The organism is Streptomyces sp. NPDC001153 (genome assembly GCF_053598315.1).
In genome coordinates, this window is record NZ_JBSFJZ010000040.1 from 67599 (window position 1) to 93410 (window position 25812).

The following is a 25812-nucleotide window of genomic DNA, read 5'->3' on the forward strand; positions in this document are numbered from 1 at the left end:
GGCTGGTGGTGACACCTGGCCCGGACGGCTTCGGGCCGGTCCGGAGGGAGTGCCCTCAGGGGAGCAGCAGAGCACTCCCTCCGGAGGCCGGCCGCCTGCGCGGTGGTGCAACCGTAGGGCGGGCGCCGCACGCCTGCTTTGCCTGTGGTGACAGGTGACTTGCCCATCGGGGACACACCAGCGGATCCATGGCCCTACCGCCCCCGCGTATCCCGCAGGCTCAGCTCCCGCCGAGCCCCGCCGGGCCGCTCCGGCTCTTGCGCCACTCCCGCGGACCGGTGCCGAAGTGCTCGTGGAACCAGCGGGAGAACGCACTCAGCGAGGAAAACCCCAGCAGCGTCGAGACCTCGGTCAAGGAGCGGCTGGGATTGGCGACGAACTGCTCCGCGAGCCCCATCCGGGTCGAATTGAGCAGGGAGGAGAACGTCTCGCCGGAACGGGCCAGATGACGGTGCACGGTGCGCCGGTCGACGCCGAGGCTGCGTGCGATCTGCTCGATGGAGCAGCGCCCGGTCGGCAGCAGCGCCTCGATGAGGTCGCGCACCCGGTCGGCCTCGGACGCCTCCCTGGGAGCCGCGACGGGCTCGAAGTACTGGCGGGTGTAGCTGCGCAACTGCGCGTCGGCCATGGCGTTGGGGGCGTCCAGGTCCCCGGCGTAGCAGACGATGCCGTTGAAGTCGCGGTCGAACTCCACCAACGGCCCGAACAGGCGGCGGTGGCCGGCGGTGTCCCGCGGCGCCCGGTGGGCGAAGCAGACCGACGACGGGCGCCAGCGCGGGCCGAGGAAGCCGCACAGCACGCGGTGGAACGCGCCCACGGCGAGCTCCGTGCCCTGCCGGGCCGGCTGCGGCTCCCCGAGCCTGAGGTCCACCTTGAGCGTGGCCACCCCGTTGCCCTCCGAGAGCCGGGCGTGCAGGACCTCGTTGTACGTGTGCTGATGGCGGATCAGCAGTGCCAACGCGCTGCGCACGTCCGGCTCTTCACGGACGAGCAGGCTGATGGGGCCGAGGTTGGAGAAACGCCGCAGCTCCGCAAGGAGCAGACCGAAGTCCTCGCGCCCTGAGGCTGCGGCCGACAGCTCCAGCAGTCCGACCACCGCGGTGCCGGAGATCCACCGGTCCTGCACGGCCAGGTCCGCGGTGTCCAGGCCGACGCTCTTCATCAGTGCACGGGGATCGAGACCGAGGGAACGGCTCAGCTCGACGTAGCCGTTCAGCGCGGCGGTGCGGACAAGGGGCCTCATGGGCACGCTCCAGGGGCGGCGGGTCCCCAGAAGTTAAGTTTCCCGTCCCCGGACGTCAAGCATGGGGCACGGGTGATGCGTAGCATCCCCGTCAACGCGGCCGTGGGGCGTCCGGCAGCCGCACGGCCTGCCCGCCGCACCACCGGACGAAGCCCCTCGGCTCACCAGACCTCGGAGGCGACCATGGCCGAAACCCCGGATACGACGGCGCCGACCGGACCGTTCACGGGCCCCGCCCTGTGGTACGGCCCCGATGCGGCGGCCCGTGACGACTGGGTTCTGCGGCTGTCCGCCGAGCACCGTGAGGAACTGCGTACGGCCGTGCACACCGCCCGCGGGCGAGGCGCCACCCTGCTGCGGATGACCGTCACCGACTTCCCGCTGCCCACGCTCGCCGCCGAGCTCCAGCGCGCCGCGGCGTCGCCGGCCGAGGGACCGGGCTTCGTCCTGCTCCGGAGCGTGCCGGCAGATCTGCTCGGCGAGGCGGAGGCGAGCACCGTGCTGCGCGGCATCGGTCAGTACCTCGGCAGGCCCGTCCCGCAGACCGCCGACGGCCGCGTCCTCTGCCACATCCGGGACACCCGCCCGGTGCCGGGCCTGCCCCGGGCGGCGCTGCCGTTCCGCACCGCCGAGTCGGACCTGCTCGGCCTGCTGTGTCTGCGGCCGGCCCGCTCGGGCGGCCGGACGCTGCTGGCGAGTGCGGCCGCCGTGCACAACGCCGTGCTCGACACCCGGCCGGACCTCGCCGGGCGCCTGTACCGCAGGCACCTCTTCGACGGTCCGTCCGGTGAGGGCGCGTACCTGGCCTCCCCGCTTGTCACCCGGTACGGCGACAGGCCCAGCATGCGCTACGACCGGGCCCGCCTGGACAACGGCGCCGGCACTTCCGGCGACGGTGGTGCGGACGGTGCCCGGGCCGCCGACAGGGAGCTGTACGACCTCATCGAGACGACGGCCGCCTCGCCCGCCGTCCGGCTCGAACTGGATCTCCACCCCGGTGACCTGCTGCTGCTCGACAACCATGTCGTACTGCACGCCCGCTCGGCGTACGAGGACTTCGACGCCGCGGAGCACAGACGTCACTTGCTGCGCATGTGGCTGGCCCGCCACGAGGACACCGGCCATGCCGGGCGGCCGACCGGACCGCACGCCCGTCCCGTGACACGCGCCGGGGTCACCCCACGCGACGTGATCCTCCCCCGGAGCCTGCGCACGACGCGCCCCGGCTGCATGGAGCGCACGCCGCTCGTACGCCACGACGACACCGCCCTGACGTACGAGCGGCGAGATCAGGCGAGTGCCCGCCTCGCCACGGTCCTGCGCGACGGGGGGTGTCCAGCCAGGCGACTCTCACTGCACAAGGTCAGTTTCCGGCCGACTGCCCAGGACTCGCGTCGTCATGTCCCAGGCGGCCTGCCACATCGAGTCGCCGGAGGCGAGGAAGGTCTCGATGGTTTCACGATCCGGATATGCGAATCTGACCTCTTCGGGAGTAGTACCCCGCTGGAATTCCCCGGACGTCTCATACAGGTTCGCCAGCAGTGAGTAGAACACTGTCTCGCGCCGGCACCTCTTGTCCCAGTCGTCCAGCATCGCCGGTTCGTAGTGGAGAGAGGAGACCGGAACCGCGTTGTAACCGGTCGCCACCTTGCCGAAGAACCCTCCCAGAGCAGCAAAATTGAGCACGTTCAGGGACCCGACACAATGGACGAATCCAGCCTTTTCCATACTCAGCCAATCGCGCATTTCCGCAGGATAGGCTTCGGCCATTTTGGTGCTGGCAACAGTGAACATGTCACGGCGAACAATGGGGTGCGAGTAGATGCCACCCTCATAGGCCCCCATTCGTTTGCGATGGGCGTCGTACAGTGCGTACAGCATCGTAACCGCGTAGGACAACCGGAAGTACCCCACCGGCATGCTGACGTCCAGTCCGCGTTCCAACCCGGCCTTGACTCCGATCCGCTGGGCGTCGATCACCCAATACGTTGCCATGATGTCGGCGTCCGTCTCAGCGAATCGCTTGAACACCCGTTCCCCCAGCGGGTCACTGATCACTCCAGCGCGTTTGAAGTGCCGGAATGCCGCACCGTGCCGGCGGTGTACGTGTGCGCCCTCGTGTCCGGCGATGAACATGACGGCCAGGGAAGTCAGCGACTTGGCGTCGTAATCGGCATCATCCGTGCATCTCACCCTGGCGTACAGTGCCGCGATGTCCCGCCACCAGTTGTCGTCAGCTCTGGCAGCACCGAAAAGGGACTCCAGCTCGGCCGGGAGCCGCCATCGGTCCTCCCACGTCGCGTCCATGCCCGCGCACGTCAAAAGCGGCGCCTTGACATGCAGGTACCCGCACAGGAGGTGCGCCAGAACGTAGACGCGACATACCAGCCCGAGGGGGATTGCTATGGCGTAGTGGTGCGGCCCGACTTCCTTGGTTCGACAGGTGAAGAAAGGGGATCTCACCAGTTCTATCTCTGTGGAAACCCCGACGAGGCGATCATAGTCGGACAACTGTGCCCGCACATGCAGGAATGCATTCAGGCACGCCTCGACCGCTTCATCATCCATGAAACTCGGAAAGTCGCTTCGCTCTGCCGTTCCCCCCAGAGCGTCCATGAAAGTGGCGACTTCCACATCGCCCCCTAACTCGCAGTGTGACCTCGGCAGAGCTTGTGCACGCCGACCTGGACAACTTTCATCGCCAGGACGGCTGCGGGAACTTCGACGTGCAGATTCGCCTGCATAATGGCATCGGCGATCGCCGCGACAAGCAAGTAGTTGTTGTCACCCGGGTTCTCCATGGCCTGCATGACCGCGGTGCGACCGCAAACCGCATCTCGCACCCTGTTCTGGATGGAGGAAAACCACCTCCGCGCGATGAAGACGTGTTCTTCCTCATCGTCCTCGCGATTGCCGAAGTCATCACCGACCAGATGCTGCGCGATGAGGAGATCGATATCACGCTCGGAGGCATTCAGTAGTTCATCGATATGATTCTGCATTTCTCCCACCCCGTAAAGTTCGAAACCTGAGTGTAGCCCTGTACGTCACTCGTCCGCCGCGGAATGGGACGATCCGGAGTTTGCCCTGGGCCCTGGCCACAGGCGGGATGCCGTCGACGAGGGCGGGGGTCTGGGTGACGTCGTCGACGTAGTAGCCGATCGCGGGCGTGGCCCCCTCCATCAGCTCCGGATACGGCTACGACACTCGTCGACGGCGTCCCCGCCATCCTCTTCGTGCTCGGCGAGCGGGTCGGCGGCGCCGTGACGTTCGACCTCACAGGCGGCAGGATCGCCACGTGCGCGGCATCGCCGCCCCCACCCGCCTCGTCCGCCTCTCCGAAGCGCGGCGAGCGTTCTCCACCGATCGCGTTTCATGGGGTGTTGCACGGACAGGCCAGACCCCCCGGCTTCACCAGTCGTGCACGGTCCCGTCGTGCAGCCTGTTGACCGGCAAGTACGCCTGCTGATAGGGGAAGTGGCGTGCCGCTTCGAGGTCGAGTTCCACGCCGAGCCCCGGGGTGTCGGTCGGGTGCAGCAGTCCCTCCTCGAACCGGTAGGAGGTGCGGAACACCTCCAGGGTCCGCTCGGAGTGCCGCATGTACTCCTGGATACCGAAGTTGTGGACGGCGAGGTCGAGATGGAGCGCGGCGGCCATGCCCACCGGGGAGATGTCGGTGGGGCCGTGCATCCCGGACTTGATCTGGTAGAGGGCCGCGCGGTCGAGCAGCTTCTTCATCGCGGTGACGCCTCCGATGTGGGTCACCGCGGAGCGCACGTAGTCGATCAGCCGCTCGCTCAGCAACGTGGTGTAGTCGTAGACGGAGTTGAAGACCTCGCCGATCGCCAGCGGTGTCGTCGTGTGCCGGCGGATCAGGCGCAGCGCCGTCTGGTCCTCCGCGGGTGTGGCGTCCTCCAGCCAGAACAGGTCGTACGGTTCAAGGGCCTTGCCCAGCTGAGCGGCCTGGATCGGCGTCATCCGGTGGTGTCCGTCGTGCAGCAGCGGCAGCTCGGGGCCGAACTCCGCCCGGACGGCCTCGAAGACGGCGGGCAGGTGCCGTAGGTACGCGCGCGTGTCCCAGGTCTCGACGGCGGGCCGGGCCCGGTCGCCGGTCGTGCGGCGCGCGGGCTCGTAGTCGTAGCGCTCTCCGTCGCCTGCGGTCGAGGCGGCCACGCCGTACACCGAGCCGAAGCCGGGGATCCCGGTCTGGATGCGGATGGCCCGGTAGCCCTGTGCGAGGTGCGCGCGGACGGAATCGAGCAGTTCGGCCACGTCGCGGCCGGACGCGTGTCCGTAGGCGAGGGCGCCGGTGCGGGACGCGCCGCCGAGGAGCTGGTAGAGGGGCATGCCCGCGTACTTGGCCTTGATGTCCCACAGCGCCGTGTCCACGGCCGCGACGGCCGCCATGGTCACGGGGCCGCCCCGCCAGTACACACCCCGGTAGAGGTACTGCCAGGTGTCCTCGATGCGGGAGGCGTCCCTGCCGATGAGCAGGGGTACGACATGGTCGGCGAGGTAGGAGCGGACGGCCAGTTCGAGGCCGTTGAGGGTGGCGTCACCGAGGCCGACGACGCCGTCCTCGGTGGTGATGCGCAAGGTGACGAAATTCCGTCCCGGGCTGGTGACGATCACCTCGGCGGACACGATCTGCATGGTGAATCCCCCTCTTTCCGTCGGTCCGGTCGGTCTGCACGCTGAGCACGACGACGCGCGGCGCAGCGCACCGTGATGAGTCCGGGTGTCAGCGGCCCCAGGTGCGCCGGGCCAGTTCGGTCTGAACCTCGGCGACGATGCGTTCCACCGGCAGGGTGGCGCTGATGGTCATCCCGGCTTCGTCGTCCTCGAGTGGTTCCAGGCCCTCGAACTGCGACGACACCAGCGAGGCGGGCATGAAGTGCGAGGTCCGGTTCGCCACGCGGGACGTGGCCTCGTCCTCTTCGAGCGTCAGGTGCACGAAGAACGCGTCGGGCCTGGCCACCCGCAGCAACTCGCGGTAGATGCGTCTGAGGGCCGAGCAGGTGATCACCAGCCCTTCCTCCGCGCCCGCCATCCGCATCCGGCCCGCGATGGCGGCCAGCCACGGACTGCGGGTGCGGTCGTCGAGCGCGGTACGGTTCTCCATCGACTCCACGTTGCGCCTGGGATGGAAGCGATCGCCCTCTTCGAACGGCACCCGGAGCGAGTCCGCGAGGTACTGGCCCACGGTGGTCTTGCCGCATCCGCTGACCCCCATGACGACGACGGGGCCACGACGGGCGTGGAACAAGGCGGCCATGGCGTCCTGGAAGCCGGCTCGATGAGCGGATGGCAGGCCGTTGGCGTTGAACTGCTCCAGGCCGGTCCGCAGTCGGTCGCGTACACCGGGATCGCGCAGCCGCCCGCTTCGGATCTCGGCGAGCAGGGCCTCCGCGAAGGCCTCGGCGGCCGTGGGCAGCCCCTGGTCGACGGCGTAGGCCAGCCCCATGTGCAGCCACATGGCGATCGGCTCGGGCCGGGTGGGATACCGCTGGACGTTGTCGGCTCCGACGACGGCCCGCGTCGGCGTGACCACGGCCTCCTGGTGAGCGCCTGCCCAGTCTCTGTCGATCCGGTGATTCAGCGCCATGACGACCGGATGGGACAGGCGCCGGAACAGCTCGTTGCGCGAGCCGGCGAGAAGAGACCGATGGAAGGCCGCGTCCACGTCCCGGAAGCGCTGCCGGATGGCCGCGCCCTCCCGCGGTTGCGCGAAGTCCGGGTCCTGGCTCAGGGCGAGCAGGGTGCGGGCGTTGCCGGTCAGATCGTGGCAGATCTCCGCGGACCGGCTCAGCGCGGCCAGCCTGGCCGCACGCGGCTCGATCACCTCCCGCAACTCGGTCAGTGACCGCATCTGGCTGTCGGGGGCCACCTCCAGACGCCAGGCGATCACGTCGGGGTCCAACAGGTCCCACCGTTCCAGCGGCTGAACGGTGGCCCCGATCCGTGGCTGCAGATTGACCAGGCCCTTCTGGTGCAGCGTCTGCAGGACCTCGCGGGCCATGGGCCGGGTGATGTCGAACTCATGCGTGACGGCGTCCACGGTGAGGTGATGATCGCGCGGCTTGTCGCCTTCCACGATCTGGCAGCCCAGTTGTTCCACCACCTTGGCGGTGGAGCCCCGTGACGCGTCCTCGGGACCTTCGAGCGGGTCGGCTTCGGGACCAGTCATGGCAGAGACGCTAAATCACAGCGGCGAGTTGGTCAGCCATCCGAGCGCCGACAAAAGGAGCACAAAGGGCCGTAGGGGCGTACACCGGAGCACACCGCGGGCAACGACCGCCCCCGCGCGCACCCTATGGCGACCGATGAGACATCAGAGGACTTTCCTGATCTATCCCATATGCGTACCGTGGTCGCTCATTCGAAGTGTTTCGGTGATATCGACGATCAGCCACGGCACGTGGGCAAGTGCCGTCGCCAGACCGTATCGATGCGCGGCAGCTGACGCAGGGCTGCCTCAACCCGCTCTGACGCAGCCGCAGGAGAGCCGTATGCCCGAACAGACCTCGCCCACGCCACCGCCGGAGCGGTTGTCACTGCGCTGGGCGCTCATCCTCTTGGCCGCAGTGGTGGCGGGACTACTGACGGGACTGCTGACGTACGCCCAGTCCCGCAACTGGCCGGCCTCACTCCTGGCAGCACTCGGAGCGAGCGGCGCGACCCTTGTAAGCCTTCCGCTGCTGCTGTGAAACACCGGCCAGGGGCGCCCGGCCGCCCTGGCCGTCAGGATTGGCGGGCACGGGTCGCGAGGCGGTCGGCGAACGCTCTGACGAGGTCACGCAGTTCGTCGGGGCGTTCGATGACGAACGGCCGGTCGAGCGAGGCCAGCACCCCAGGCAGCCAGTCGAGTCGCTCCACCCGCATGTCGACGTGCAGCCAGCGCTCGGCCGCAGGATCCTCACCCGCCGCGGACTCCGGCTCCTCCACGCTCGCGATGCCGGCGGGAAGCCGAGCACGGATCTGCTCCACCGTCCCGTGGATCCGCAAGGTCACCTCATGCCGGTACGCCGCCGTGGCGAACCCGGACAGGACACGCTGCGCCGGGTCGTGTCCGGACGGTGCCTCGAACGACCCGGCCAGGGTCCGCACGTCTGTGATGCGGTCGAGTCGGAAGGTCCGTTCCTCCCCGATCCCGGGATCCGTGCCGGTGACATACCAGCGGCCCGAGTGAGCCACCACCCCGAACGGGTGCAGCATGCGCTCGCTGCGCCGACCCTCGCGGTCGGCGTACCTGATCGAGACGGGTCGGCGGTGACGTACGGCATCTGCCACGGCGAGCAGGACGCCGGCGTCAGGGGTGGCGAACTCCCCGGGCGGTTCCGTGAAGGCGAGGGAGTCCAGGACGGTGTCGAGCCGGCGGGCGAGGCGCTCGGGCAGCACTCGCCGGATCTTGGCCGCCGCCGTCTCACCCGCGGTGGCTGTCGTCGCCGTCAACCCCGTCCGGCGTCCGGCGATCAGGCCGAGCAGCACGGCGAGCGCCTCCTCGTCGCTGAGCATCAGCGGAGGCAAGCGGTAGCCGGGGCCGAGACGGTAGCCGCCGTAGCGGCCGCGCACTGCCTCGACGGGCACTTCGAGGTCGATCAGGTGGTCCACGTACCGGCGCACGGTGCGTGGGTCGACGTCGAGCCGGTCGGCCAGTTCGGCCAGCGTCCGGGTGCCGCCCGACTGCAGCAGTTCCAGGAGGGTGAGCACGCGGCTCGTTGGTCTCGACACGATCCGAGCCTACTGCGCATACTGGACCGATTCTGTCCTCTATACGGCCTGGCGACCGACTTGGTCGACGAACCCACCACCCTGCCCTGGGGGAAACCGGTCGCTGCTGTTCCGCGACCCCGCGCACCGCCGCTCAACTGGTCCAGCGGTAGCCCTCTTTGGTCATTGTTGACAGAACACGTCTATCGGCCCGGCAACCGCGAGAGTACCCTCGCCCCGTCCGCAACCCCTGTGCCATCACCCCCCACCTGAGGGGCGGACGCGCAAGTCCCCTTTCCACCTGAAGAGAGGACTCTGATGGCACGCACCATCAGACGGTGGCTGTTCGCGGGGGTGGGCACCCTCAGCCTCGCAGCGGCGGGCGCCGTGCCCGCGACGAGCGCTGCCCACCAGGCAACCTATCCGCACGTACGGCCGACTGTCGCCGAGTACACGCAGCTGACGACCAGCCAGTCTCCGCCGACGCAAGCTCAGTGCGCGTCAGTGGGACGCCGCTGTTTCACCCCGCAGGCGGTCCAGGCGGCCTACAACGTAGGCCCGCTGTACTCGGCCGGAGAGGACGGCCGCGGTCAGACGATCGCCGTCGTCGACTCCTACGGCAGCGACACCATGGCTCACGACCTGCACGTCTTCGACCGGGCCTTCGGCCTCGCGTCCATGTGCGGGGAAGAGAACGTCAGCTGTGCCCCCGGCATGCCCACCTTCAGCGAGCTTCATCTGCAGGGCTCGCCCGCCACCAAGGCGCCACCGTCCACGAGCAGTTCCCCCGGACAGGAGGACAAGAGCGCGTGGGCGCTGGAGGTGGCCCTCGACGTCGAGACCGCTCACGCGATGGCACCCGGCGCCAACATCCTGCTGGTCACCACCCCCACCGCCGAGACCCTCGGGGTGCAGGGCTTCCCTCAGATGATGGCTGCCGAGCAGTACGTCGTCGAACACCACCTCGCGACCGTCATCTCGCAGTCCTTCGCCTCCGCGGAGGGCGCCTTCGGCAGCGCCCATTCGCTGGAGAACCTGCGCTACGCCTACAAGGCGGCGGCACAGAACGGCGTCACCGTGCTCGGCTCGTCGGGTGACGACGGAAGCGCCGGTTCGGCCAAGGCGCCTGTGGGCAAGGGCGGTTCGACGCTCGCCGGTCCCGCCGTCGAGTGGCCCGCGTCCGACCCGCTGGTCACCGGAGTCGGCGGCACGGACCTGTGCACCGACCCGGGTGCCACCCAGGGCAGGGTCGTCGACAGCGTCTCCCCGCCAGGGGCCTGCCAGAAGGCCCCCGGCCAGTCGGAGATCGGCTGGATCGGCTCCGGTGGCGGATACAGCAGCGTCTTCGCCAAGCCGGACTACCAGTCGGGCGCGATGCCGGTCGGCAGCACCTCCATCGGCGCGACGCGCGGCGTTCCGGACGTCTCCCTGCAGGCGAGCCCGTCCACGGGAGCGCTGGTGTACCTGTCTCTCCCGCCCGACGGCCAGAGCGGGCTGAAGTGCGGCAGCGCACCGTGCAGCACGGGCTGGTACGACATCGGCGGCACCTCGTTGGCATGTCCCGAGTGGGCGGGCCTGGTCTCCCTCGCCGACCAGATCAACGGCGGTGGACTCGGGCAGATCAACCCGGCTCTGTACAAGCTCGCGTCGGACCCGGCCACGTACGCGGCCGACTTCAACGACGTCACCGTGGGCAACAACACCGCCGAAACCTCGGTGCCGGGCTACTCGGCCACCACTGGATGGGACCCGGTCACCGGACTGGGCACGCCGAACGCGGCGAAGCTCCTGCCCGACCTCGTCAGCGCCGTGCACAGCGGCTGACCTCCGGGACGGCAACCGTGCATCCCGGCGCCGGTCGGCGCCGGGATGCACGGCAGCCGGACTTCGGTCAGTCCCGGGGGCGGAGACTGGCTTCTTCGAGGTCGAGTTCGTGCTGGATCCGGCGCCGGGTGGCGTTGCTGATCTTGTTCGCTTCGTAGAGGCGCTGGAGCTCGGCCGCCTCGATGGCGATGAGTGTCCGGCGTATCTCGCGGTAGGCGTCGGCGGGTCGGGCGTCCGGGTCGCTGTAGTGGGCGTCTTCCACCTGGTGGATGCGCGCTTCCAGATGGTGACGGGCCTGTTTCAGGGCGGCCTGCGCGGCGGCACCCAGATCGGCGAGCTGGTCCAGATCGCCCAGCAGTTTGAGCTCATCGAGAGCGGTGCGGGCGATGTGCCTGCGGGTCCGGGCCTCCTCGCGGGCGGTGTGCTCCGGTTCCAGGGCGATGCCGGAGCGGCGGACGACGGGGGCCAGGGTGAAACCCTGGAAGACGAGAGTGAGCGCGACGGTGCCGGTGGTGAGCGTGAGAATGAGCGCCCGGTGCGGCAGCGGCGCCCCTGTGTGGGTGACCAGGGGGATGGAGAGCGCGGCCGCCAGCGGCATGACGCCCCGGGTGCCCGCCCAGGACAGGACGGCCGGAACGCGCCAGGAGAGGCGGTGGTCGCCCTCCCTGTGCCGGTGGTGGATCAGGGCGGACAGCGGGAAGATCCACAGCAGGCGGATCGCCAGCAGAGTGAAGGCGATCACCGGCACCCACAGCGGCCAGCCGTGCTCGTCGTGCGCGAGATGGCGGACGGCCGAGGGGAGCTCGAGCCCGATCAGGGCGAAGACGACACTCTCCAGCAGGAAGGTCACGGTGTCGTAGACGGCGTGCACCTGGAGGCGGACGGGGGCGTCGCCGAGTTTGTGGCGGGTGCTGCCGAGGACGACCCCGGACACGATGACGGCGGTCACGCCGGAGGTGTGCGACTGCTCCGCGATGACATAGGAGGCGTAGGGAGTGACCAGCGCGATGACGGTCTCCAGCATGGCGTCGTCGGTCCGTCTGCGGATCAGGGTCACCACTGCGGCGAGCGCCGCCCCGATGAGGGCTCCGCCACCGGCGAGGATCAGGAACTGCCGGGCGGTCCCGGACACGCTGATGGCACTGCCGGACACCACGGTGGCCACGGCGACCTTGTACAGGACCAGTGAGGTGGCGTCGTTGAACAGGCTTTCCGCCTGCACCATGGCCTGCACGCGCGGTGGGAGTGACAGGCGCCGGCCGAGCGCGGTCACGGCGACGGGGTCGGTGCTGGCCAGGACGGAGCCGAGGATGAACGCGGTCGCGGTGGTGAGCGGCGTGATCGCATGGGCCACGTACCCGACGGCGAGGGCCGAGGCGAGGACCAGGCCGAAGACCAGGCCCGTCACGGGCCGCCACACGGCGCGCAGGTCGCGGACGGAGATTTCCCCGGCCGAGGCGTAGAGCAGCGGTGGCAGCACCAGCACGTTGATCACGTGAGGCGGCAGGCGGACCTCGGGAACCCAGGGCATCAGCCCCACGAGCAGACCCACGACCACGAGGAGCGAGGGGGCGGGCAGGCTCCAGCGCCGGGCACCGGTCGCCACGGCGGTGGCCAGGACCACCAACAGCAGGACGACGATCAGGCCGGTCATGGAGCGTCCCCGGTGGGTTACGGCTTGTGACCCCCCTGGCCAGGTGCTTTACCAACGTAACCGACGTACGGCGGTGACGCAGCCGACGGGGAGCAACGACCACCCGGTGTCCGGCGCCTCCGGCCGAGCCCGGAGGTGTCCGGCAGTCCCGGCCGGCGGTCCGGTGCGGGGTCAGCGCGGCGCCGAAGGGCTGGGGGCTGGGTGCGCTGTCCGCGACACCCGCAACGTGGTGGTCGAGCAGCGGTGCCCGCCGTCGCCGCCCTGTCTGCCAGGCCGAGCCTGCCGCGCCCGTGACGCCGCGCTCGCCCGCGGCGACATCTCGTGTGACCGGGCGGACGCCGCCTTGGAGCGGTCACCGGTTCGCCTTCGGCGGACACGATCGACCGTTGTGCGGCCACTAAGCGACATACCGCCGCAGAGCCGTTCGTTTTCCGCTGGGATGACCGGTCTCATCGTGAGCCCGGGCGAGGACGAAAATGAGTGGCTTGGCCGAAACAGTTCCACCCGATCCCGCCGGCGTGGTGGGACAGCAGATGTGTCGGTGCGGCGCCGAGAGCCGGACAGGTACGCCGGGAGCCGCGGAGGAGAAGTTCCGCGGCCTGCTGGAAGCGGCGCCGGACGCGATGGTCATCGTCGACGACGCCGGAGCGATCCGCCTGGTCAACGCCCAGACCGAAGCACTCTTCGGCTACCGCCGCGAAGAACTCCTCGGCCGCCCCGTCGAACTCCTCGTCCCCGGCCGCTTCCGCACCCACCACACCGAACACCGCAACGCCTACGCCCACAACCAACAGGTCCGCCCCATGGGCGCCGGACTCGAGCTGTACGGACTGCGCAAAGACGGCACCGAATTCCCCGTCGAGATCAGCCTCAGCCCCCTCGAGACCGCCGACGGCCTCCTCGTCTCCGCCGCCGTACGCGACGTCAGCGAACGCAAAGCCGCCGAGGAAAGGTTCCGCGGCCTGCTGGAGGCGGCGCCGGACGCGATGGTCATCGTCGACGACGCCGGAGCGATCCGCCTGGTCAACGCCCAGACCGAAGCACTCTTCGGCTACCGCCGCGAAGAACTCCTCGGCCGCCCCGTCGAACTCCTCGTCCCCGGCCGCTTCCGCACCCACCACACCGAACACCGCAACGCCTACGCCCACAACCAACAGGTCCGCCCCATGGGCGCCGGACTCGAGCTGTACGGACTGCGCAAAGACGGCACCGAATTCCCCGTCGAGATCAGCCTCAGCCCCCTCGAGACCGCCGACGGCCTCCTCGTCTCCGCAGCCGTACGCGACGTCAGCGAACGCAAAGCCGCCGAAGAGCGCATCAACGAACTCGCCGCGCTCGTGGAGTCCTCGCAGGACGCCATCCTCGCCAAGACCCTCGACGGCCGCATCACCTACTGGAACGCCGCGGCCCAGCGGCTGTACGGGTTCACGGCGTCCGAGGTGCTGGGGCGGCACGTGTCGATACTGGCACCGTCCGAGCGGGACCACGAGGTCATCGCGCTCCTGGAACGGTTGCGCGAGGGCGAGAAGGTCGAGCACTTCGAGACACTGCGCGTCACCAAATCCGGCACCCTGCTGGACGTCGACGTCACCTTGTGGCCGACCCGGGCTCGCAACGGGGCGGTCGTCGGAGCCTGCGCGATCGTCCGGGACATCAGCGACCGAAAACGTGCCGAGGCGGAGTTGACGGAGCTGTACGAGCAGCAGCGGCACATCGCCCTCACGCTGCAGCGCAGTCTGATGGGCACGCCGCCCGCCATCCCGGGCCTCACCACCGCCAGCCGCTACCGCCCGGCGACACAGGGCGCCGGTGTCGGTGGTGACTGGTTCGACCTGATCCCGCTGGGCGCCGGCCGGGTCGGTGTGCTGATCGGCGATGTGATGGGCCGGGGGCTCGAGGCCGCGGCCGTCATGGGCCAACTCCGGTCCGCCGCACACGCATTGGCGAAGACCGGGTTGCAGCCCCGACAGCTGATGCAGGCCATGGAAGCCATGGTCGCCGACCTCGACGTCCCCGACCAACTGGTCACCTGCTGCTATCTGACCATCGCCGCCGACGCGGGCGAGGTGACCATATGCTCGGCCGGGCACCTGCCGGTTCTTGTCACCGTGCCCGGTGAAAGTACCCATACGCTTCCCGCGCCGGTGAACGCGCCCCTCGGCGTCGGCGGCGTGATCTACGAACAGTGCTGCACGACGATCGCCCGCGGCGCCACCCTCGTGCTCTACACGGACGGCCTGATCGAGACCCCGGGCACCGACATCGAGGACCAGCTCATCCACCTGGTGACCACCCTGGACAAACTCGCGATCACAGCTCCCGACCTGGAAGCCGCCGCCGACCACGTCCTGTCGACCATGCTCCCGGACGCCGACGGCCACGACGACGTCACGCTCCTGCTGACTCGGTTGCCCGAGGCTCCGCTGGCCACGGCCGCGACGGACCTGCCCTCGGTGCCGGAGTCCGTTCCGGCGGGCCGCGAGTTCCTCGACAAGACGCTCAGTGCCTGGGGCTGCACGAACCGCGTGGACAACGCACGCCTCCTGCTCTCCGAGATCCTCACCAACTCCGTCCAGCACGCGGAGGGCCCGATCACCCTGCACGTGTGCCGCACGGACACCGACCTCACCGTGGAGATCAGCGACCACAGCCCCCACCTGCCCCAGCCGCGGGTCGCGGCCGAGGACGACGAGTGCGGCCGCGGCCTGCTCCTCGTCCGCGCCCTTGCCGACGCCTGGGGCGTCCGCCCCACGGACGAGGGGAAGACGACATGGTTCGGCCTCAAGCTCTGAGCACGCGGCCGGGCTGACGCAGACCGGCCGATCTGGAGCCCCCTGGAGGCCTTCCCTTAGTCGATGAGTATCGCCGGCCGCCTCGAACGGGGCATCCGCCATGTGCCCGTCCTCGGCTCGGCTGCACCGAGGCACTCAGCCTGCTGGGCGCGCTCCCTGGCCGTGCCGCCTCCAGCTGTCAGCCACGGTCCACCGGCGAGCCCCGGCCAAGCCCACCCGCGTCCACCCGTCGTGGCCGACCCGCCGAGCGGCACAGATCACCGATGCCGCCCGTCCTCGGCGCCGCCGCCGCCCACAGCACCCGCGATGCGCACGCCCGGCGGCCGACAACCCTGCCGAGGGGCCTCACGTCCTACGCCCCTTGGTTCGCCCCGTCGGCCGGCGGGGTCGTCCGCCATCACGTCAGCGCCGCTGAGTCGGCCGACCCGACCACGCCGAGACATCCGGGAGCCAGATGCGCGGCAGCCCGGCAGCCGTCAGGCCGGCTGTTGATTCCCTCGGCCGCGCTCTCGCGGCACGTGGAATTCGCCACAATTCACTCCCTTCACGACGCATGAAGGCATAAGGGTGGACTCTTCAGGCCGGTTGCACTCCTCCGGTAACCAGCTCCAGGGATTCACGACCAGTGGCATGGGAGAAGCGCTTGATCACGGTACGTAAGCGACGCACCGGGCTGATGGCTACGGCCGGCGTATTCGGTGGCGTACTCGCCCTCACGGCCCTCGGCGGTACCAGCAACGCTGCCACCGGCGGCAACGGCTCCGGGAGTCACCCGAAATCCCAGGTGCGGGTGAATCGGGCGGCCGCCCAGGATGCTTCCGACGCCCGCATAGACATCACGCCCGGGCAGGGTGCCCATGGCGTGGGGATCAACGGCCCCGTCGAGGTCACCGTCAGCAACGGCAAGCTCACCAAGGTGACCATGACCGCCGTCGCGACCGGTGCCGGGATTCCGGGCACCCTGGCCGCTGACGGCACGTCCTGGAAGCCGAACGGCCGGCTGGAGCGCGCCACCAGATATCAGGTCGCCGCAGAGGCCGAGGACGCCAAGGGCCGCTCCGTCACCGGGAACGCCACGATCACCACGGTCTCCCCGGCCAACGACTTCATCGGGCACCTCTCCCCCGAGGACGGCTCGACCGTCGGCGTGGGCATGCCGGTGACGGTCGGCTTCGACAAGGCGATCAGCGACAAGGCCGCCGTGCAGTCGGAGATCAAGGTCAGCTCCAGCAGCGGCCAGCGAGTCGTCGGTCACTGGCTCGGCGACGACCGCCTGGACTTCCGCCCCGAGAACTACTGGAAGCCCGGCTCCACCGTCACCGTCAAGCTCAGCCACCACGGCATCCGGAAGACGGTCACGTTCACGATCGGCCGGAGCCAGATCAGCACCGTCGACGCCGGGACCAAGCAGATGACCGTCGTACGGGACGGCAAGACGATCAGGACCATCCCGATCTCGTCCGGCAGCCCCGAGCACCCGACGTACAACGGTCAGATGGTCATCTCCGAGAAGTTCGGGCACATCCATATGAACGGTGCGAGCGTCGGCCTCACGAAGAAGGACGGCAAGCCCGCGTACGACATCAAGGACGTACCGCACGCCATGCGCCTGACCGACTCGGGCACGTTCATCCACGGCAACTTCTGGGGTGCCGACTCGGTCTTCGGCAAGGTCAACACCAGCCACGGCTGCGTGGGCCTGAAGGACGTCCAGGGTGGCGGCGACGGCAGGCAGCCCGCCGCGTGGTTCTTCGACAACTCGATGATCGGTGACGTCGTGATCGTCAAGAACTCCGCGGACAGGACCACGTTGGCCCCGGACAACGGCCTCGGCGACTGGAACATGCCGTGGACCGAGTGGGTCTCGGGCAGCGCGACCGGCTGACGCCTCGTCACTCCACGCACGGGAACCCGAATCCCTCCCAGCGCGCGGCGGCCGACACCAGGTCGGCCGCCGCCCGCGTCGTCAGGGCGCCCCACCAGCTGATCAGCACCGGCTCACCGGCCGGCCACCGTGGCCTGACGCGCGGCCGGGGCCGCCCCATGGCCGCCGTCGGTGCTGAGCGCGCGCAGGATCTCCTCGACGCTCTGCTTGGCGTCGCCGAAGAGCATGCCGCTGTTCTCGCGGAAGAAGAGCGGGTTCTGCACGCCCGCGTAGCCGGAGGCCATGGAGCGCTTGAAGACGATGACCTGCTCGGCCTCCCAGACCCGCAGCACCGGCATGCCGGCGATCGGGCTGCCCGGGTCCTCGGTCGCGGCCGGGTTGACGGTGTCGTTCGCGCCGATGACCAGCACGACGGAGGTGTCGGCGAAGTCGTCGTTGATCTCGTCCATCTCCAGGACGATGTCGTACGGCACCTTCGCCTCGGCCAGCAGCACGTTCATGTGCCCGGGCAGGCGACCGGCGACGGGGTGGACGCCGAAGCGGACCTCGACGCCCCGCTCGCGCAGCTGTCGCGTCAGCTCCGCGACCGGGTGCTGGGCCTGGGCGACGGCCATGCCGTAGCCGGGGGTGATGATCACCGAGCGGGCCTGCGCGAGCAGCTCTGCCACCTCCGCGGCCCGCACCTCACGGTGCTCGCCCTGCTCCTCGCCCCCGCCCGTGGGGGCTTCGATGCCGAAACCGCCCGCGATGACGGAGAGGAAGGACCGGTTCATCGCCTTGCACATGATGTAGGACAGGTAGGCGCCGGAGGAGCCCACCAGCGCGCCCGTGACGATGAGCAGGTTGTTGTCGAGCAGGAAGCCGGCCGCGGCCGCCGCCCAGCCCGAGTAGCTGTTCAGCATGGACACGACGACGGGCATGTCACCGCCGCCGATCGAGGCGACCAGGTGCCAGCCGAGGGCCAGCGCCAGCGCGGTGACCGCGATCATCAGCGGCAGGTCCGGGCTGATCGTGAACCAGACGGTCAGTACGGCGAAGGCGCCGAGCGCGCCGAGGTTCAGCGCGTTCTTGCCCGGCAGCATCAGCGGACGGGACTTGATGCGCGCCGAGAGCTTCAGGAACGCGACGATCGAGCCGGTGAAGGTGACTGCGCCGATGAAGATGCCGATGAACACCTCGGCATGGTGGATGCCCAGCAGGTCGGCGCCGATCCGGGTCTGCGCCGTGCCGTGCGACTCCACCTCCAGGTAGCTGTTCCAGCCCACCAGCACCGCGGCGAGGCCGACGAAGCTGTGCAGCACCGCGATCAGTTCCGGCATCTGCGTCATCTCGACGCGGCGGGCCCGCCACAGGCCGATCGCCGCGCCGAGCGCCATGGCGAGCACGATGAGGGTCACCGCCCCGGCGGTGATGCTCTGCGCGGCCACCACGACCGTGGCGACCAGGGCGAGGACCATCCCGGCGATGCCGTAGACGACGCCGGCGCGGGAGGTGCGGTGCTGGGACAGGCCGGCCAGGCTGAGGATGAACAACAGGGCGGCGACCAGGTCGGCAGCGTGGGAGGCCGTCAGTGAGGTCATCTCGGCTCAGCCTTTCGAGAACATGGACAGCATGCGGCGGGTGACGGCGAAACCTCCGAAGATGTTCACGCTCGTCAGCAGGATCGCCACGAAGGACAACGCGGTGACGATCCGGTTCTCGTGCCCGATCTGCAGCAGGGCGCCGATCACGACGATCCCGGAGATCGCGTTGGTCACCGACATCAGTGGCGTGTGCAGCGCGTGGTGCACCTTGCCGATGACGTAGTAGCCGATCACCACCGCCAGGGCGAACACCGTGAAGTTCCCCGCGAGTTGGGCGGGGGCGAAGGCCGTCAGCAGGAACATGGCGAGCATGCCGAGCCCGATCAGGCCGAAGCGTCCCGCGGGCGTCAGCCTCGGCCGCTTCGGTTCGGGCTCGGGCTCGGCAAGCGTGGTCTCTGGCTGTGCGGCGGGCGCGGCCGAGACCGCCACGGGCGGGGGCGGCCAGGTGATGTCGCCGTCGCGCACCACGGTCACGGCCCGCTGGACGACGTCGTCGAAGTCGATCGCCAGCCGCCCGTCCTTGCCGGGGGTGAGCAGCTTCAGCAGGTTCACCAGGTTGGTGCCGAACAGCTGCGAGGCCTGGGCGGGCAGCCGGGAGGCCAGGTCGGTGTAGCCGATGACGGTGACGCCGTTGTCGGTGACGACCGCGCGCCCGGGCACAGTGCCCTCGACGTTGCCGCCCTGGGCGGCGGCCATGTCGACGACGACGCTGCCGGGCTTCATGGCCGCCACGTCCCGGGCCGTCAGCAGGCGCGGCGCCGGCCGGCCCGGGATCAGCGCGGTGGTGATCACGATGTCCACGTCCGCTGCCTGCTCGTGGTAGAGCTCGGCGGCGGCACGGTCGTAGTCGGCGGAGGTCGCCTTGGCGTAGCCGTCGGTGCTCGTCTCCTGGGCGGCCCGCACCGGGAGGTACTCGCCGCCCAGCGACTTCACCTGGTCCGCGACCTCGGGCCGCGGGTCGGTCGCCCGCACGATCGCGCCGAGGCTGGACGCCGCGCCGATCGCCGCCAGACCGGCCACGCCCGCGCCGGCGACCAGCACCTTCGCCGGTGGCACCTTGCCCGCCGCGGTGACCTGGCCGGTGAAGAACCGGCCGAAGACGTGCGCGGCCTCGATCACCGCACGGTACCCGGCGATGTTCGCCATCGACGACAGCACGTCCATCGACTGGGCGCGCGAGATGCGCGGCACCGCGTCCAGCGCCAGAGCGGTCACCCCGGCAGCGGCGAGGGTCTGAAGCAGTTCGGGCCTTTGTGCCGGCGCCAGCAGGGCGACCACGGTCGTGCCGGGCCGAAGCCGGGTGATCTCCGCGTCGGAGGGTGAGTTCACCTTCAGGACGACATCCGCGTCCCAGGCCTCGCCGATCTCCGCGCCGGTATCGAGGTAGGCCTGGTCACTGAAGCCGGACGCTGCGCCGGCTTCGGACTCCACCACGACCTCGTAGCCGAGACCCAGCAGCTGACGTACGGTCGCCGGGGTCGCCGCGACACGCGTCTCACCGGAGACGGACTCGGCCACCACGCCGACGCGCTGGGGTGGGCGGTGCGCAGGTTCTTGTGCAGACATTTCTCGTGTTCTCTCCTGGGAGGAGGGCTGGACGGGCTATCCGCGGTCAGAGGGCGTCCACAGGGCTCGTTCTCGTGGACGCCGGCCGTGGGAACCTACCCGTCGGGGTCGCCCGTGCCTACGGTCATGGCCGTGGTGTGTTTCACTCGGCGGTCGCTGTGCCGCCGTTCGCCCGCCCTCTGCAGGAGGTGACGCTCTACCTCTACTGAGGTGCGCCGGGAGACAGGGTGACCCGCAGGATGGCGTGACGCGGCACGTGGCTGCCGGGCGAGGGTGTCTGCTCGCATACCCGGCCGGCGGGCGTGCCGGGGTGAGGGCACGCTCGGTGCCGGAGGGGCTGGACGCGTACGCCGAGTGCCTGGGCGCTCGATCGGGCTTCGGTCATCGTCTCGCCGATGAGCGAGGGTGCCGCGACCCGGGGGCGAGCAGCGGCGCGGGGTCCGGTGATCACGCAGGTGCCCACGGCGGCCGCCAGCAGCACCGCCGCCGCCTGCAGTGACCGGCGGATGCGCCGTCGGCGCACGGGCGGCTCCTTCCGGGCATCCCGGGGCGGCGGCAGCTGGGTGTGCCGAACCGTCGCAGGTGGGGCCGGCAGCGGCGAGGTGACCGTCGGGGCACGGCCTGCCAGCACCGTCCCGATGGCGTCGCGCATCTCCTCGGCGGTCTGGTACCGGTCCGCGCGGTCCTTGGCCAGCGCGCGCAGCACCAGGGTGTCGTAGGCGGCGGGCAGCTGCGGGGCGTGGGCGGAGGGCGGCACCGGTGGTTCCGAGAGGTGCTTCATGGCCACGGCCAGCGGGGTGTCACCGGTGAACGGGGGGCGGCGGGTGAGCAGCTCGTACAGCAGGCAGCCGGTCGAGTACAGGTCGGTGCGGACGTCCACCTGCTCGCCCCGGGCCTGCTCCGGCGAGAGGTACTCGGCCGTGCCCACCACCACCGAGGTGCGGGTGAGGGTCGTACCCGCCCGATCCACCGAGCGGGCGATGCCGAAGTCCGTCACCTTCACTGCGCCCTCGTGGGAGAGCATGACGTTCGCCGGTTTGATGTCCCGGTGGACGATGCCGTGGCGGTGGGCGTGATCGAGCGCCTCCAGTACGCCGGCGGTGAGTTCCAGGGCGTGCTCGGGTCCGGTGATCCGTGCCTCGCGCACGAATTGGAGCAGCGTGGCGCCCTTGACGTACTCCATCACGAGGTACGGCACGAGGTGGCCGTCGATCGTGTCCTCGCCCGCGTCGTAGACGGCGACGACGGACGGGTGGCCCAACAGGGCAGCCGAGACGACCTCACGGCGGAAACGCGCCCAGTGTTCGGCATCGGCCGCCAGTTCCGGCCGGAGCGTCTTCACGGCGACCTGGCGGAACAGCAGCACGTCGTACGCCAGCCATACCTCGGCCATCCCCCCTTGGCCCAGGACCTGTTCCAGACGGTAGCGTCCGCCCAGACGACGTGAACGATCCACGGTGCTCCCCCTCGTTGCCGACTTCCGCCGAGGCACCGTAGGGGCGGTTCTTGTGGGATCTCTGTGAGCCGGGAACCTCCTCATCGGCAGGCGTGCCCCGCACCGTGCCGCACCCGGTGCCGGAGGCCCATCAGCCCAGTCCTACATAATGTAGGAGTCATCGGGTGCCGCCCACCGGGTCCTCCGCTCCGTCAACGGAGCAGGGTGCCTGTCACGACCGCACGATCAGGAGCAGAGTTGTCCAGCGCGAACGACGGGACGGTGACGGTGGTGGTCATCGCCTACAACGACGTGGAGCACGTCGCGGAGGCGGTGGCCTCGGCTCTGGCACAGGGCGACGCGGTCGGCGAGGTCGTCGTCGTGGACGACGCTTCCACCGACGACACCCCTCGCGTACTGGGACAGATCGCGGCCACCGAGCCGCGCGTGCGCGTCGTACGCCGTGCGGTCAACAGCGGCGGCTGCGGCACACCGCGCAACGACGGTATCGACGCGGCCCGCCACCCGTGGCTCGTCTTCCTCGACAGCGACGACGTGCTTCCGCCGAAGGCCGTGGACACGCTCCTCGCCGTCGCACTCCGGCACGACGCCGATGTGGCGGCAGGACTGTGCGTCCGGCGCGAGCTGCCCGGCGGACGTGAGATCCCCTGGCAGGAACAGCTGTTCACGACGGAGTCGGTGCACGACGGGGTGGCCGCGCGCCCGCGGACGCTGTGGGACACGCTGTCGGTGAACAAGATCTACCGCCGTGACTTCCTGCTGTCCCACCGGATCCGTTTCCCCGACGGCGCGGCGCACTACGAGGACTTCGTGTTCACCGCGCGTGTCTACGCGGCCGGGCCGCGCTTCGCCGTCACTCCCGAAACCGTCTACATCTGGCATGTGCGCTATGGCACCGGCCAGGCTTCGATCTCGCTGCGCCGGGACCGGATCCAGAACTGGCAGGACCGGGTCACCGCCCATCAGCAGGTGATGGAGATCATGCGGGACAGCGGCGACCAGGATCTGCTGATCGCCGCGCAGACGAAATTCCTCGAGTTCGATCTCGCCGTTTACCTGCGCGAACTGCCGCAGCGCACGCCGGAGTACCAGGACCACTGGTGGCGGATCGCCCGCGAGCACGTGGGCGCCTTCGAGGCGGAGGCCGTGCGCCGGGCCACTCCCGCCGCCCGTTGGCGCACCGAGGTGCTGCTCGGGCGCGAGCGTGCTGCCGTGGACATCCGGCGGCTGTCCGAGCTGGCGGCCGACCCGCCGCGGCTGACGCCGCCGTACGCCGGTGACGCGGGGCGACCGCTGTGGGACGAGGCGGATTCCGCCCCCGAGGGAACGGGCGAGATCGTGCTCGACGGTCTCGACGACGCTCCTGTCTCGCTGCTGCCCTTCCACGTCGTCGGGAACGTGGGTGCGGGTCGCCGGCTCGTGCTCGAACTGCGGCTGGCCGACCTCTACGGCAGGACCGCGCAGGCCGGCCCGGAGCGGGCGACCGTCGAGTTGCGGCACCGGGTCACGGGCGCGGCACACCGGTACGAGGCCGAGTGGGCAGCCGAGCCGGGCGGGCATGGCTGGCGTGCCGTCGTCACGGCGGACGTGGCGGCGCTCTGTGAAGGCGGCACGATCACCACCTGGGATGCCTGGGTGACTCTGACCTTCCGGGACGGCGAGTCGGCCACGCGGCCGCTTCGTGCGGGATCCGGCCTCAGGCGGCTGGTACGGATGGGCCGTCGGGGACGGGTGCTGCTGCTCCAGCCGTACGCCACCAACAGTGGCTGCCTCGCCGTGCGCGTCGCGGACGGCCTTTCCGGGATCCGCCGCGTGGTCGCGGGACGGTTCGCCCGCCGCGTGCGCAGCTGAGCGGCGACGAGGTCAACTGCCCGCCTGTGCCGGCCCGTTCTCGTTGGCCGGCTCTCCCAGGAAGACACGGCGCACCACGCGTTCGGCCGCGTGCCCGTCGTCGTAGGGGCAGAAGCGTGCCCGGAACCCGGAGCGCCGCTCGGCCATGTGCGGCCCCGCGTACTCGCCGCCGAGGAAGACCTTGGCGAGTTGCTCCTGCGTGGTGGCGACCGCTCCGGGCGCCTCGGCGAGGAGGTCGAAGTAGACGCCTCGTGCGCGGCGGTACGTCTCCCAGTCGGGCGCGTAGATCACGATCGGCCGGTCCAGGGCGGCGTAGTCGAACATCACCGAGGAGTAGTCGGTGATCAGCACGTCGGCGGCGATGCACAGGTCTTCGATCGACGGGTGGGAGGAGACGTCCACGACGCCCCGGGACGGGACGGTCCCGGGGGTGTCGAAGTAGTGCGCACGCACCAGCAGGACATGGTCGTCACCGAGCTGGTCGGCGAACCGCCGCACGTCGAGCAGGGGCGCCGCCTGGTCCTGGTGGTCGCGGTGGGTGGGCGCGTAGAGGACCGCGGTCTGTCCAGGGGCGATGCCCAGTGCGTCCCGCACCCGGTTCACCTCGTCGAGCGAGGCGTTGACCAGCCGGTCGACGCGCGGATAGCCCGTCTCCAGCACCTCGTAGCCGCCGGGGTAGACCCTGGTGAACACCTCGGTGGTGTGCGGGTTGGGCGAGACCAGGAAGTCCCATCGCCCGCACTGCTCCACCAGCCGGTCGAAGTTCATGCCGCGTGCGGCTGCGGGGTGGTCCCGCAGGTCGGTGCCCATCTTCTTCAGGGGGGTGCCGTGCTGTGTCTGCACCAGCACCGCGCCGCGCCGCTTGGGCAGGTCATAAGGGAAGTTGACGTTGTTGACCAGATACTTGGCCCGGGCCATGGTGCGCAGGCATCGTGCCGATCCGTCCACCACGTACTCGACCCCCGGCGGGATGGATCCCGTCCTGTCCTTGGCGACCACCCACACCCCGCGGATGCCGGGCGCGAGCTCGCGGGCCTTCTCGTAGACGGCCGCGGGGTTGCAGGCGTAACCGCGGTTCCAGTAGGCGGCGTAGACGGCAAGGCGGTCGTCGACGGGAAGCTGCAGGCAGGCGCGGTAGTAGGCCCGCCGTAGCGCCGTTGCCCCGAGCCGGGGTGCCCGCCGTGCCGTACGGCGGGCCCGGCCGAGGGTGGTACGAAGGGTGAGACGAAGCCGGTTCACCGGTTCCAGGGCCGCGTACGCGGAGTAGGCGCCCCGCTCCACCAGCCGGTACTGCAGGCCCCGCAGCCCGGACGGGTGGGAGTAGTCGCGTGGCCGGAACCTCCGGAAGTGTTCCGACGTCTGCCGGAAGAACTCGCGCCGCATCGTCTCCGGCACGAGTCCGGGGGTGGCGAGCACCGTCGTCGCATGTCGTACGGTCCGGTCGAACACCGCCCTGCGGAAGGGCTCGGCGGTCTCGGCCTCGCGGTCGACGAAGTCGAAGATCCGCTCGTACTGGCCGAAGAGATCGAAGTGTTTCGGGCTGGAGGTGTTGGTGATCGCTCCCTGACGCCCACGCCGGTAGTGGTAGCAGACACGGTCGAGCATGCTGAGCCGGCGCGCGGCGAGCAGGGTGGGGTAGGTGACGGAGATGTCCTCGTAGTACCCGTGCCCGAACTCCACGTCCAGGCCCAGCAGGAAGTCACGGCGCAGCACCCTGCTCCACGCGGTCATGACGAGGTCCATGGTGCCCGGGCGCTCCGCGAGCGTGAACGTCTCGGGGGCGTCCCGGAACAGATGCGCACGGACATTGCGCTCCAGGCCTCCCTCCGGGTCGAGGAGGGCGTGGTCCACGAGAAGCACGTCCGGCTCGGTCCGCTTCAGCCGCTCTGCGACCGCTGCGAGTGCCCCGTCGGCCAGCCGGTCGTCGCTGTCGACGAACCACACGTAGTCGCCACGGGCCCGCGCCAGTCCCTCGCCGCGCGCTCGGCCGAGGCCGACGTTCTGCGGCAGGTGGACCACGCGCAGCCGCTGGTCCCGGGCCGCGTACTCGTCGAGAAGGGCACCGCTGGCGTCAGGGGAACAGTCGTCCACGGCCACGACCTCAACACCCTGGAAGGACTGAGACGCCCCGAGGACCGAGTCGAGGCACTCCGGCAGATACTCCTGCACCTGGTAGACGGGCAGGACGATACTGATGAGTACCTCTTCGGACGGTTGCATGGCCGGGGTGTCGGTCGTTGCCACATGG

16 protein-coding genes are annotated in these 25812 nt (G+C 69.9%); 7 read left to right on the plus strand and 9 right to left on the minus strand.

All coding sequences use genetic code 11. From position 1 onward, the window contains the following. Positions 1 to 220 precede the first annotated feature (220 nt). Positions 221 to 1243, minus strand: coding sequence for an AraC family transcriptional regulator ligand-binding domain-containing protein (locus ACWDEN_RS35780; protein WP_450862075.1), 1023 nt, complete (start codon positions 1241 to 1243; stop codon positions 221 to 223). Positions 1244 to 1426: 183 nt separating this feature from the next. On the opposite strand from ACWDEN_RS35780, the gene ACWDEN_RS35785 reads away from it, so the two are divergent. Continuing rightward, positions 1427 to 2788 (plus strand): TauD/TfdA family dioxygenase, encoded by a 1362-nt coding sequence (locus tag ACWDEN_RS35785; protein ID WP_450862077.1) that lies wholly within the window; start codon positions 1427 to 1429, stop codon positions 2786 to 2788. Between the two features lie 1109 nt (positions 2789 to 3897). Beyond that, positions 3898 to 4224, plus strand: a complete 327-nt coding sequence (locus tag ACWDEN_RS35790; protein WP_351617329.1) for a hypothetical protein — start codon at positions 3898 to 3900, stop codon at positions 4222 to 4224. 430 nt (positions 4225 to 4654) lie between these two features. Here the strand turns inward: ACWDEN_RS35790 and manD are convergent, their stop codons facing one another. Both manD and ACWDEN_RS35800 read right to left on the minus strand, forming a co-directional pair. Continuing rightward, the gene (gene manD / locus ACWDEN_RS35795) at positions 4655 to 5896 is read right to left on the minus strand and encodes a D-mannonate dehydratase ManD (RefSeq protein ID WP_450862079.1); all 1242 of its coding nucleotides are present in this window, start codon (positions 5894 to 5896) and stop codon (positions 4655 to 4657) included. An 88-nt stretch (positions 5897 to 5984) separates the two neighbouring features. Continuing rightward, positions 5985 to 7430: a gluconokinase, GntK/IdnK-type gene (locus ACWDEN_RS35800; RefSeq protein WP_450862080.1), complete on the minus strand. Its 1446-nt coding sequence runs from the start codon at positions 7428 to 7430 to the stop codon at positions 5985 to 5987. Positions 7431 to 7752: 322 nt separating this feature from the next. Between ACWDEN_RS35800 and ACWDEN_RS35805 the strand changes: the two genes are divergently transcribed. Further along, positions 7753 to 7950 carry a hypothetical protein gene (locus ACWDEN_RS35805; protein ID WP_450862081.1) on the plus strand — a complete coding sequence of 66 codons (198 nt, stop codon included), beginning with the start codon at positions 7753 to 7755 and terminating at the stop codon, positions 7948 to 7950. A 34-nt stretch (positions 7951 to 7984) separates the two neighbouring features. On the opposite strand, the gene ACWDEN_RS35810 is transcribed toward ACWDEN_RS35805, so the two are convergent. Then, positions 7985 to 8974, minus strand: a complete 990-nt coding sequence (locus ACWDEN_RS35810) for a helix-turn-helix transcriptional regulator (RefSeq protein WP_450862083.1) — start codon at positions 8972 to 8974, stop codon at positions 7985 to 7987. A gap of 297 nt (positions 8975 to 9271) precedes the next feature. On the opposite strand from ACWDEN_RS35810, the gene ACWDEN_RS35815 reads away from it, so the two are divergent. Further along, on the plus strand, positions 9272 to 10777 hold the full coding sequence (locus tag ACWDEN_RS35815; protein ID WP_450862085.1) for a hypothetical protein: 1506 nt from the start codon (positions 9272 to 9274) through the stop codon (positions 10775 to 10777). 67 nt (positions 10778 to 10844) lie between these two features. Here ACWDEN_RS35815 and ACWDEN_RS35820 read toward each other — a convergent pair whose 3' ends face one another. Continuing rightward, the gene (locus ACWDEN_RS35820; protein WP_450862087.1) at positions 10845 to 12431 is read right to left on the minus strand and encodes a Na+/H+ antiporter; all 1587 of its coding nucleotides are present in this window, start codon (positions 12429 to 12431) and stop codon (positions 10845 to 10847) included. Between the two features lie 533 nt (positions 12432 to 12964). On the opposite strand from ACWDEN_RS35820, the gene ACWDEN_RS35825 reads away from it, so the two are divergent. Both ACWDEN_RS35825 and ACWDEN_RS35830 read left to right on the plus strand, forming a co-directional pair. Continuing rightward, positions 12965 to 15223, plus strand: coding sequence for a SpoIIE family protein phosphatase (locus tag ACWDEN_RS35825; RefSeq protein ID WP_351617355.1), 2259 nt, complete (start codon positions 12965 to 12967; stop codon positions 15221 to 15223). Between the two features lie 676 nt (positions 15224 to 15899). Continuing rightward, positions 15900 to 17108 carry an Ig-like domain-containing protein gene (locus ACWDEN_RS35830; RefSeq protein ID WP_450862105.1) on the plus strand — a complete coding sequence of 403 codons (1209 nt, stop codon included), beginning with the start codon at positions 15900 to 15902 and terminating at the stop codon, positions 17106 to 17108. A 113-nt stretch (positions 17109 to 17221) separates the two neighbouring features. On the opposite strand, the gene pntB is transcribed toward ACWDEN_RS35830, so the two are convergent. The 3 genes from pntB to ACWDEN_RS35845 all read right to left on the minus strand — a co-directional run bounded on the left by pntB (position 17222) and on the right by ACWDEN_RS35845 (position 21797). After that, positions 17222 to 18688, minus strand: coding sequence for a Re/Si-specific NAD(P)(+) transhydrogenase subunit beta (gene pntB, locus ACWDEN_RS35835; RefSeq protein ID WP_450862089.1), 1467 nt, complete (start codon positions 18686 to 18688; stop codon positions 17222 to 17224). A 6-nt stretch (positions 18689 to 18694) separates the two neighbouring features. Further along, entirely contained in the window at positions 18695 to 20257 is a 1563-nt protein-coding gene (locus ACWDEN_RS35840; protein WP_450862091.1) for a Re/Si-specific NAD(P)(+) transhydrogenase subunit alpha, read from the minus strand. Positions 20258 to 20459: 202 nt separating this feature from the next. After that, on the minus strand, positions 20460 to 21797 hold the full coding sequence (locus ACWDEN_RS35845; RefSeq protein WP_450862092.1) for a protein kinase domain-containing protein: 1338 nt from the start codon (positions 21795 to 21797) through the stop codon (positions 20460 to 20462). A gap of 153 nt (positions 21798 to 21950) precedes the next feature. Between ACWDEN_RS35845 and ACWDEN_RS35850 the strand changes: the two genes are divergently transcribed. Next, a complete protein-coding gene (locus tag ACWDEN_RS35850) occupies positions 21951 to 23564 on the plus strand; it encodes a glycosyltransferase family 2 protein (protein ID WP_450862094.1) in 1614 nt (537 codons plus the stop codon). 12 nt (positions 23565 to 23576) lie between these two features. On the opposite strand, the gene ACWDEN_RS35855 is transcribed toward ACWDEN_RS35850, so the two are convergent. Beyond that, positions 23577 to 25808: a bifunctional glycosyltransferase/CDP-glycerol:glycerophosphate glycerophosphotransferase gene (locus tag ACWDEN_RS35855; RefSeq protein ID WP_450862096.1), complete on the minus strand. Its 2232-nt coding sequence runs from the start codon at positions 25806 to 25808 to the stop codon at positions 23577 to 23579. Positions 25809 to 25812 lie beyond the last annotated feature (4 nt).

Coding starts and splice junctions, on each gene's coding strand:
- ACWDEN_RS35805 (WP_450862081.1), top strand. CDS start 7,753: ATGCCCGAACAGACCTCGCCCACGCCACCGCCGGAGCGGTTGTCACTG.
- ACWDEN_RS35800 (WP_450862080.1), bottom strand. CDS start 7,430: ATGACTGGTCCCGAAGCCGACCCGCTCGAAGGTCCCGAGGACGCGTCA.
- pntB (WP_450862089.1), bottom strand. CDS start 18,688: ATGACCTCACTGACGGCCTCCCACGCTGCCGACCTGGTCGCCGCCCTG.
- ACWDEN_RS35780 (WP_450862075.1), bottom strand. CDS start 1,243: ATGAGGCCCCTTGTCCGCACCGCCGCGCTGAACGGCTACGTCGAGCTG.
- ACWDEN_RS35840 (WP_450862091.1), bottom strand. CDS start 20,257: ATGTCTGCACAAGAACCTGCGCACCGCCCACCCCAGCGCGTCGGCGTG.
- ACWDEN_RS35830 (WP_450862105.1), top strand. CDS start 15,900: ATGGCTACGGCCGGCGTATTCGGTGGCGTACTCGCCCTCACGGCCCTC.
- ACWDEN_RS35815 (WP_450862085.1), top strand. CDS start 9,272: ATGGCACGCACCATCAGACGGTGGCTGTTCGCGGGGGTGGGCACCCTC.
- ACWDEN_RS35845 (WP_450862092.1), bottom strand. CDS start 21,797: ATGAGGAGGTTCCCGGCTCACAGAGATCCCACAAGAACCGCCCCTACG.
- ACWDEN_RS35820 (WP_450862087.1), bottom strand. CDS start 12,431: ATGACCGGCCTGATCGTCGTCCTGCTGTTGGTGGTCCTGGCCACCGCC.
- ACWDEN_RS35825 (WP_351617355.1), top strand. CDS start 12,965: ATGTGTCGGTGCGGCGCCGAGAGCCGGACAGGTACGCCGGGAGCCGCG.
- ACWDEN_RS35785 (WP_450862077.1), top strand. CDS start 1,427: ATGGCCGAAACCCCGGATACGACGGCGCCGACCGGACCGTTCACGGGC.
- manD (WP_450862079.1), bottom strand. CDS start 5,896: ATGCAGATCGTGTCCGCCGAGGTGATCGTCACCAGCCCGGGACGGAAT.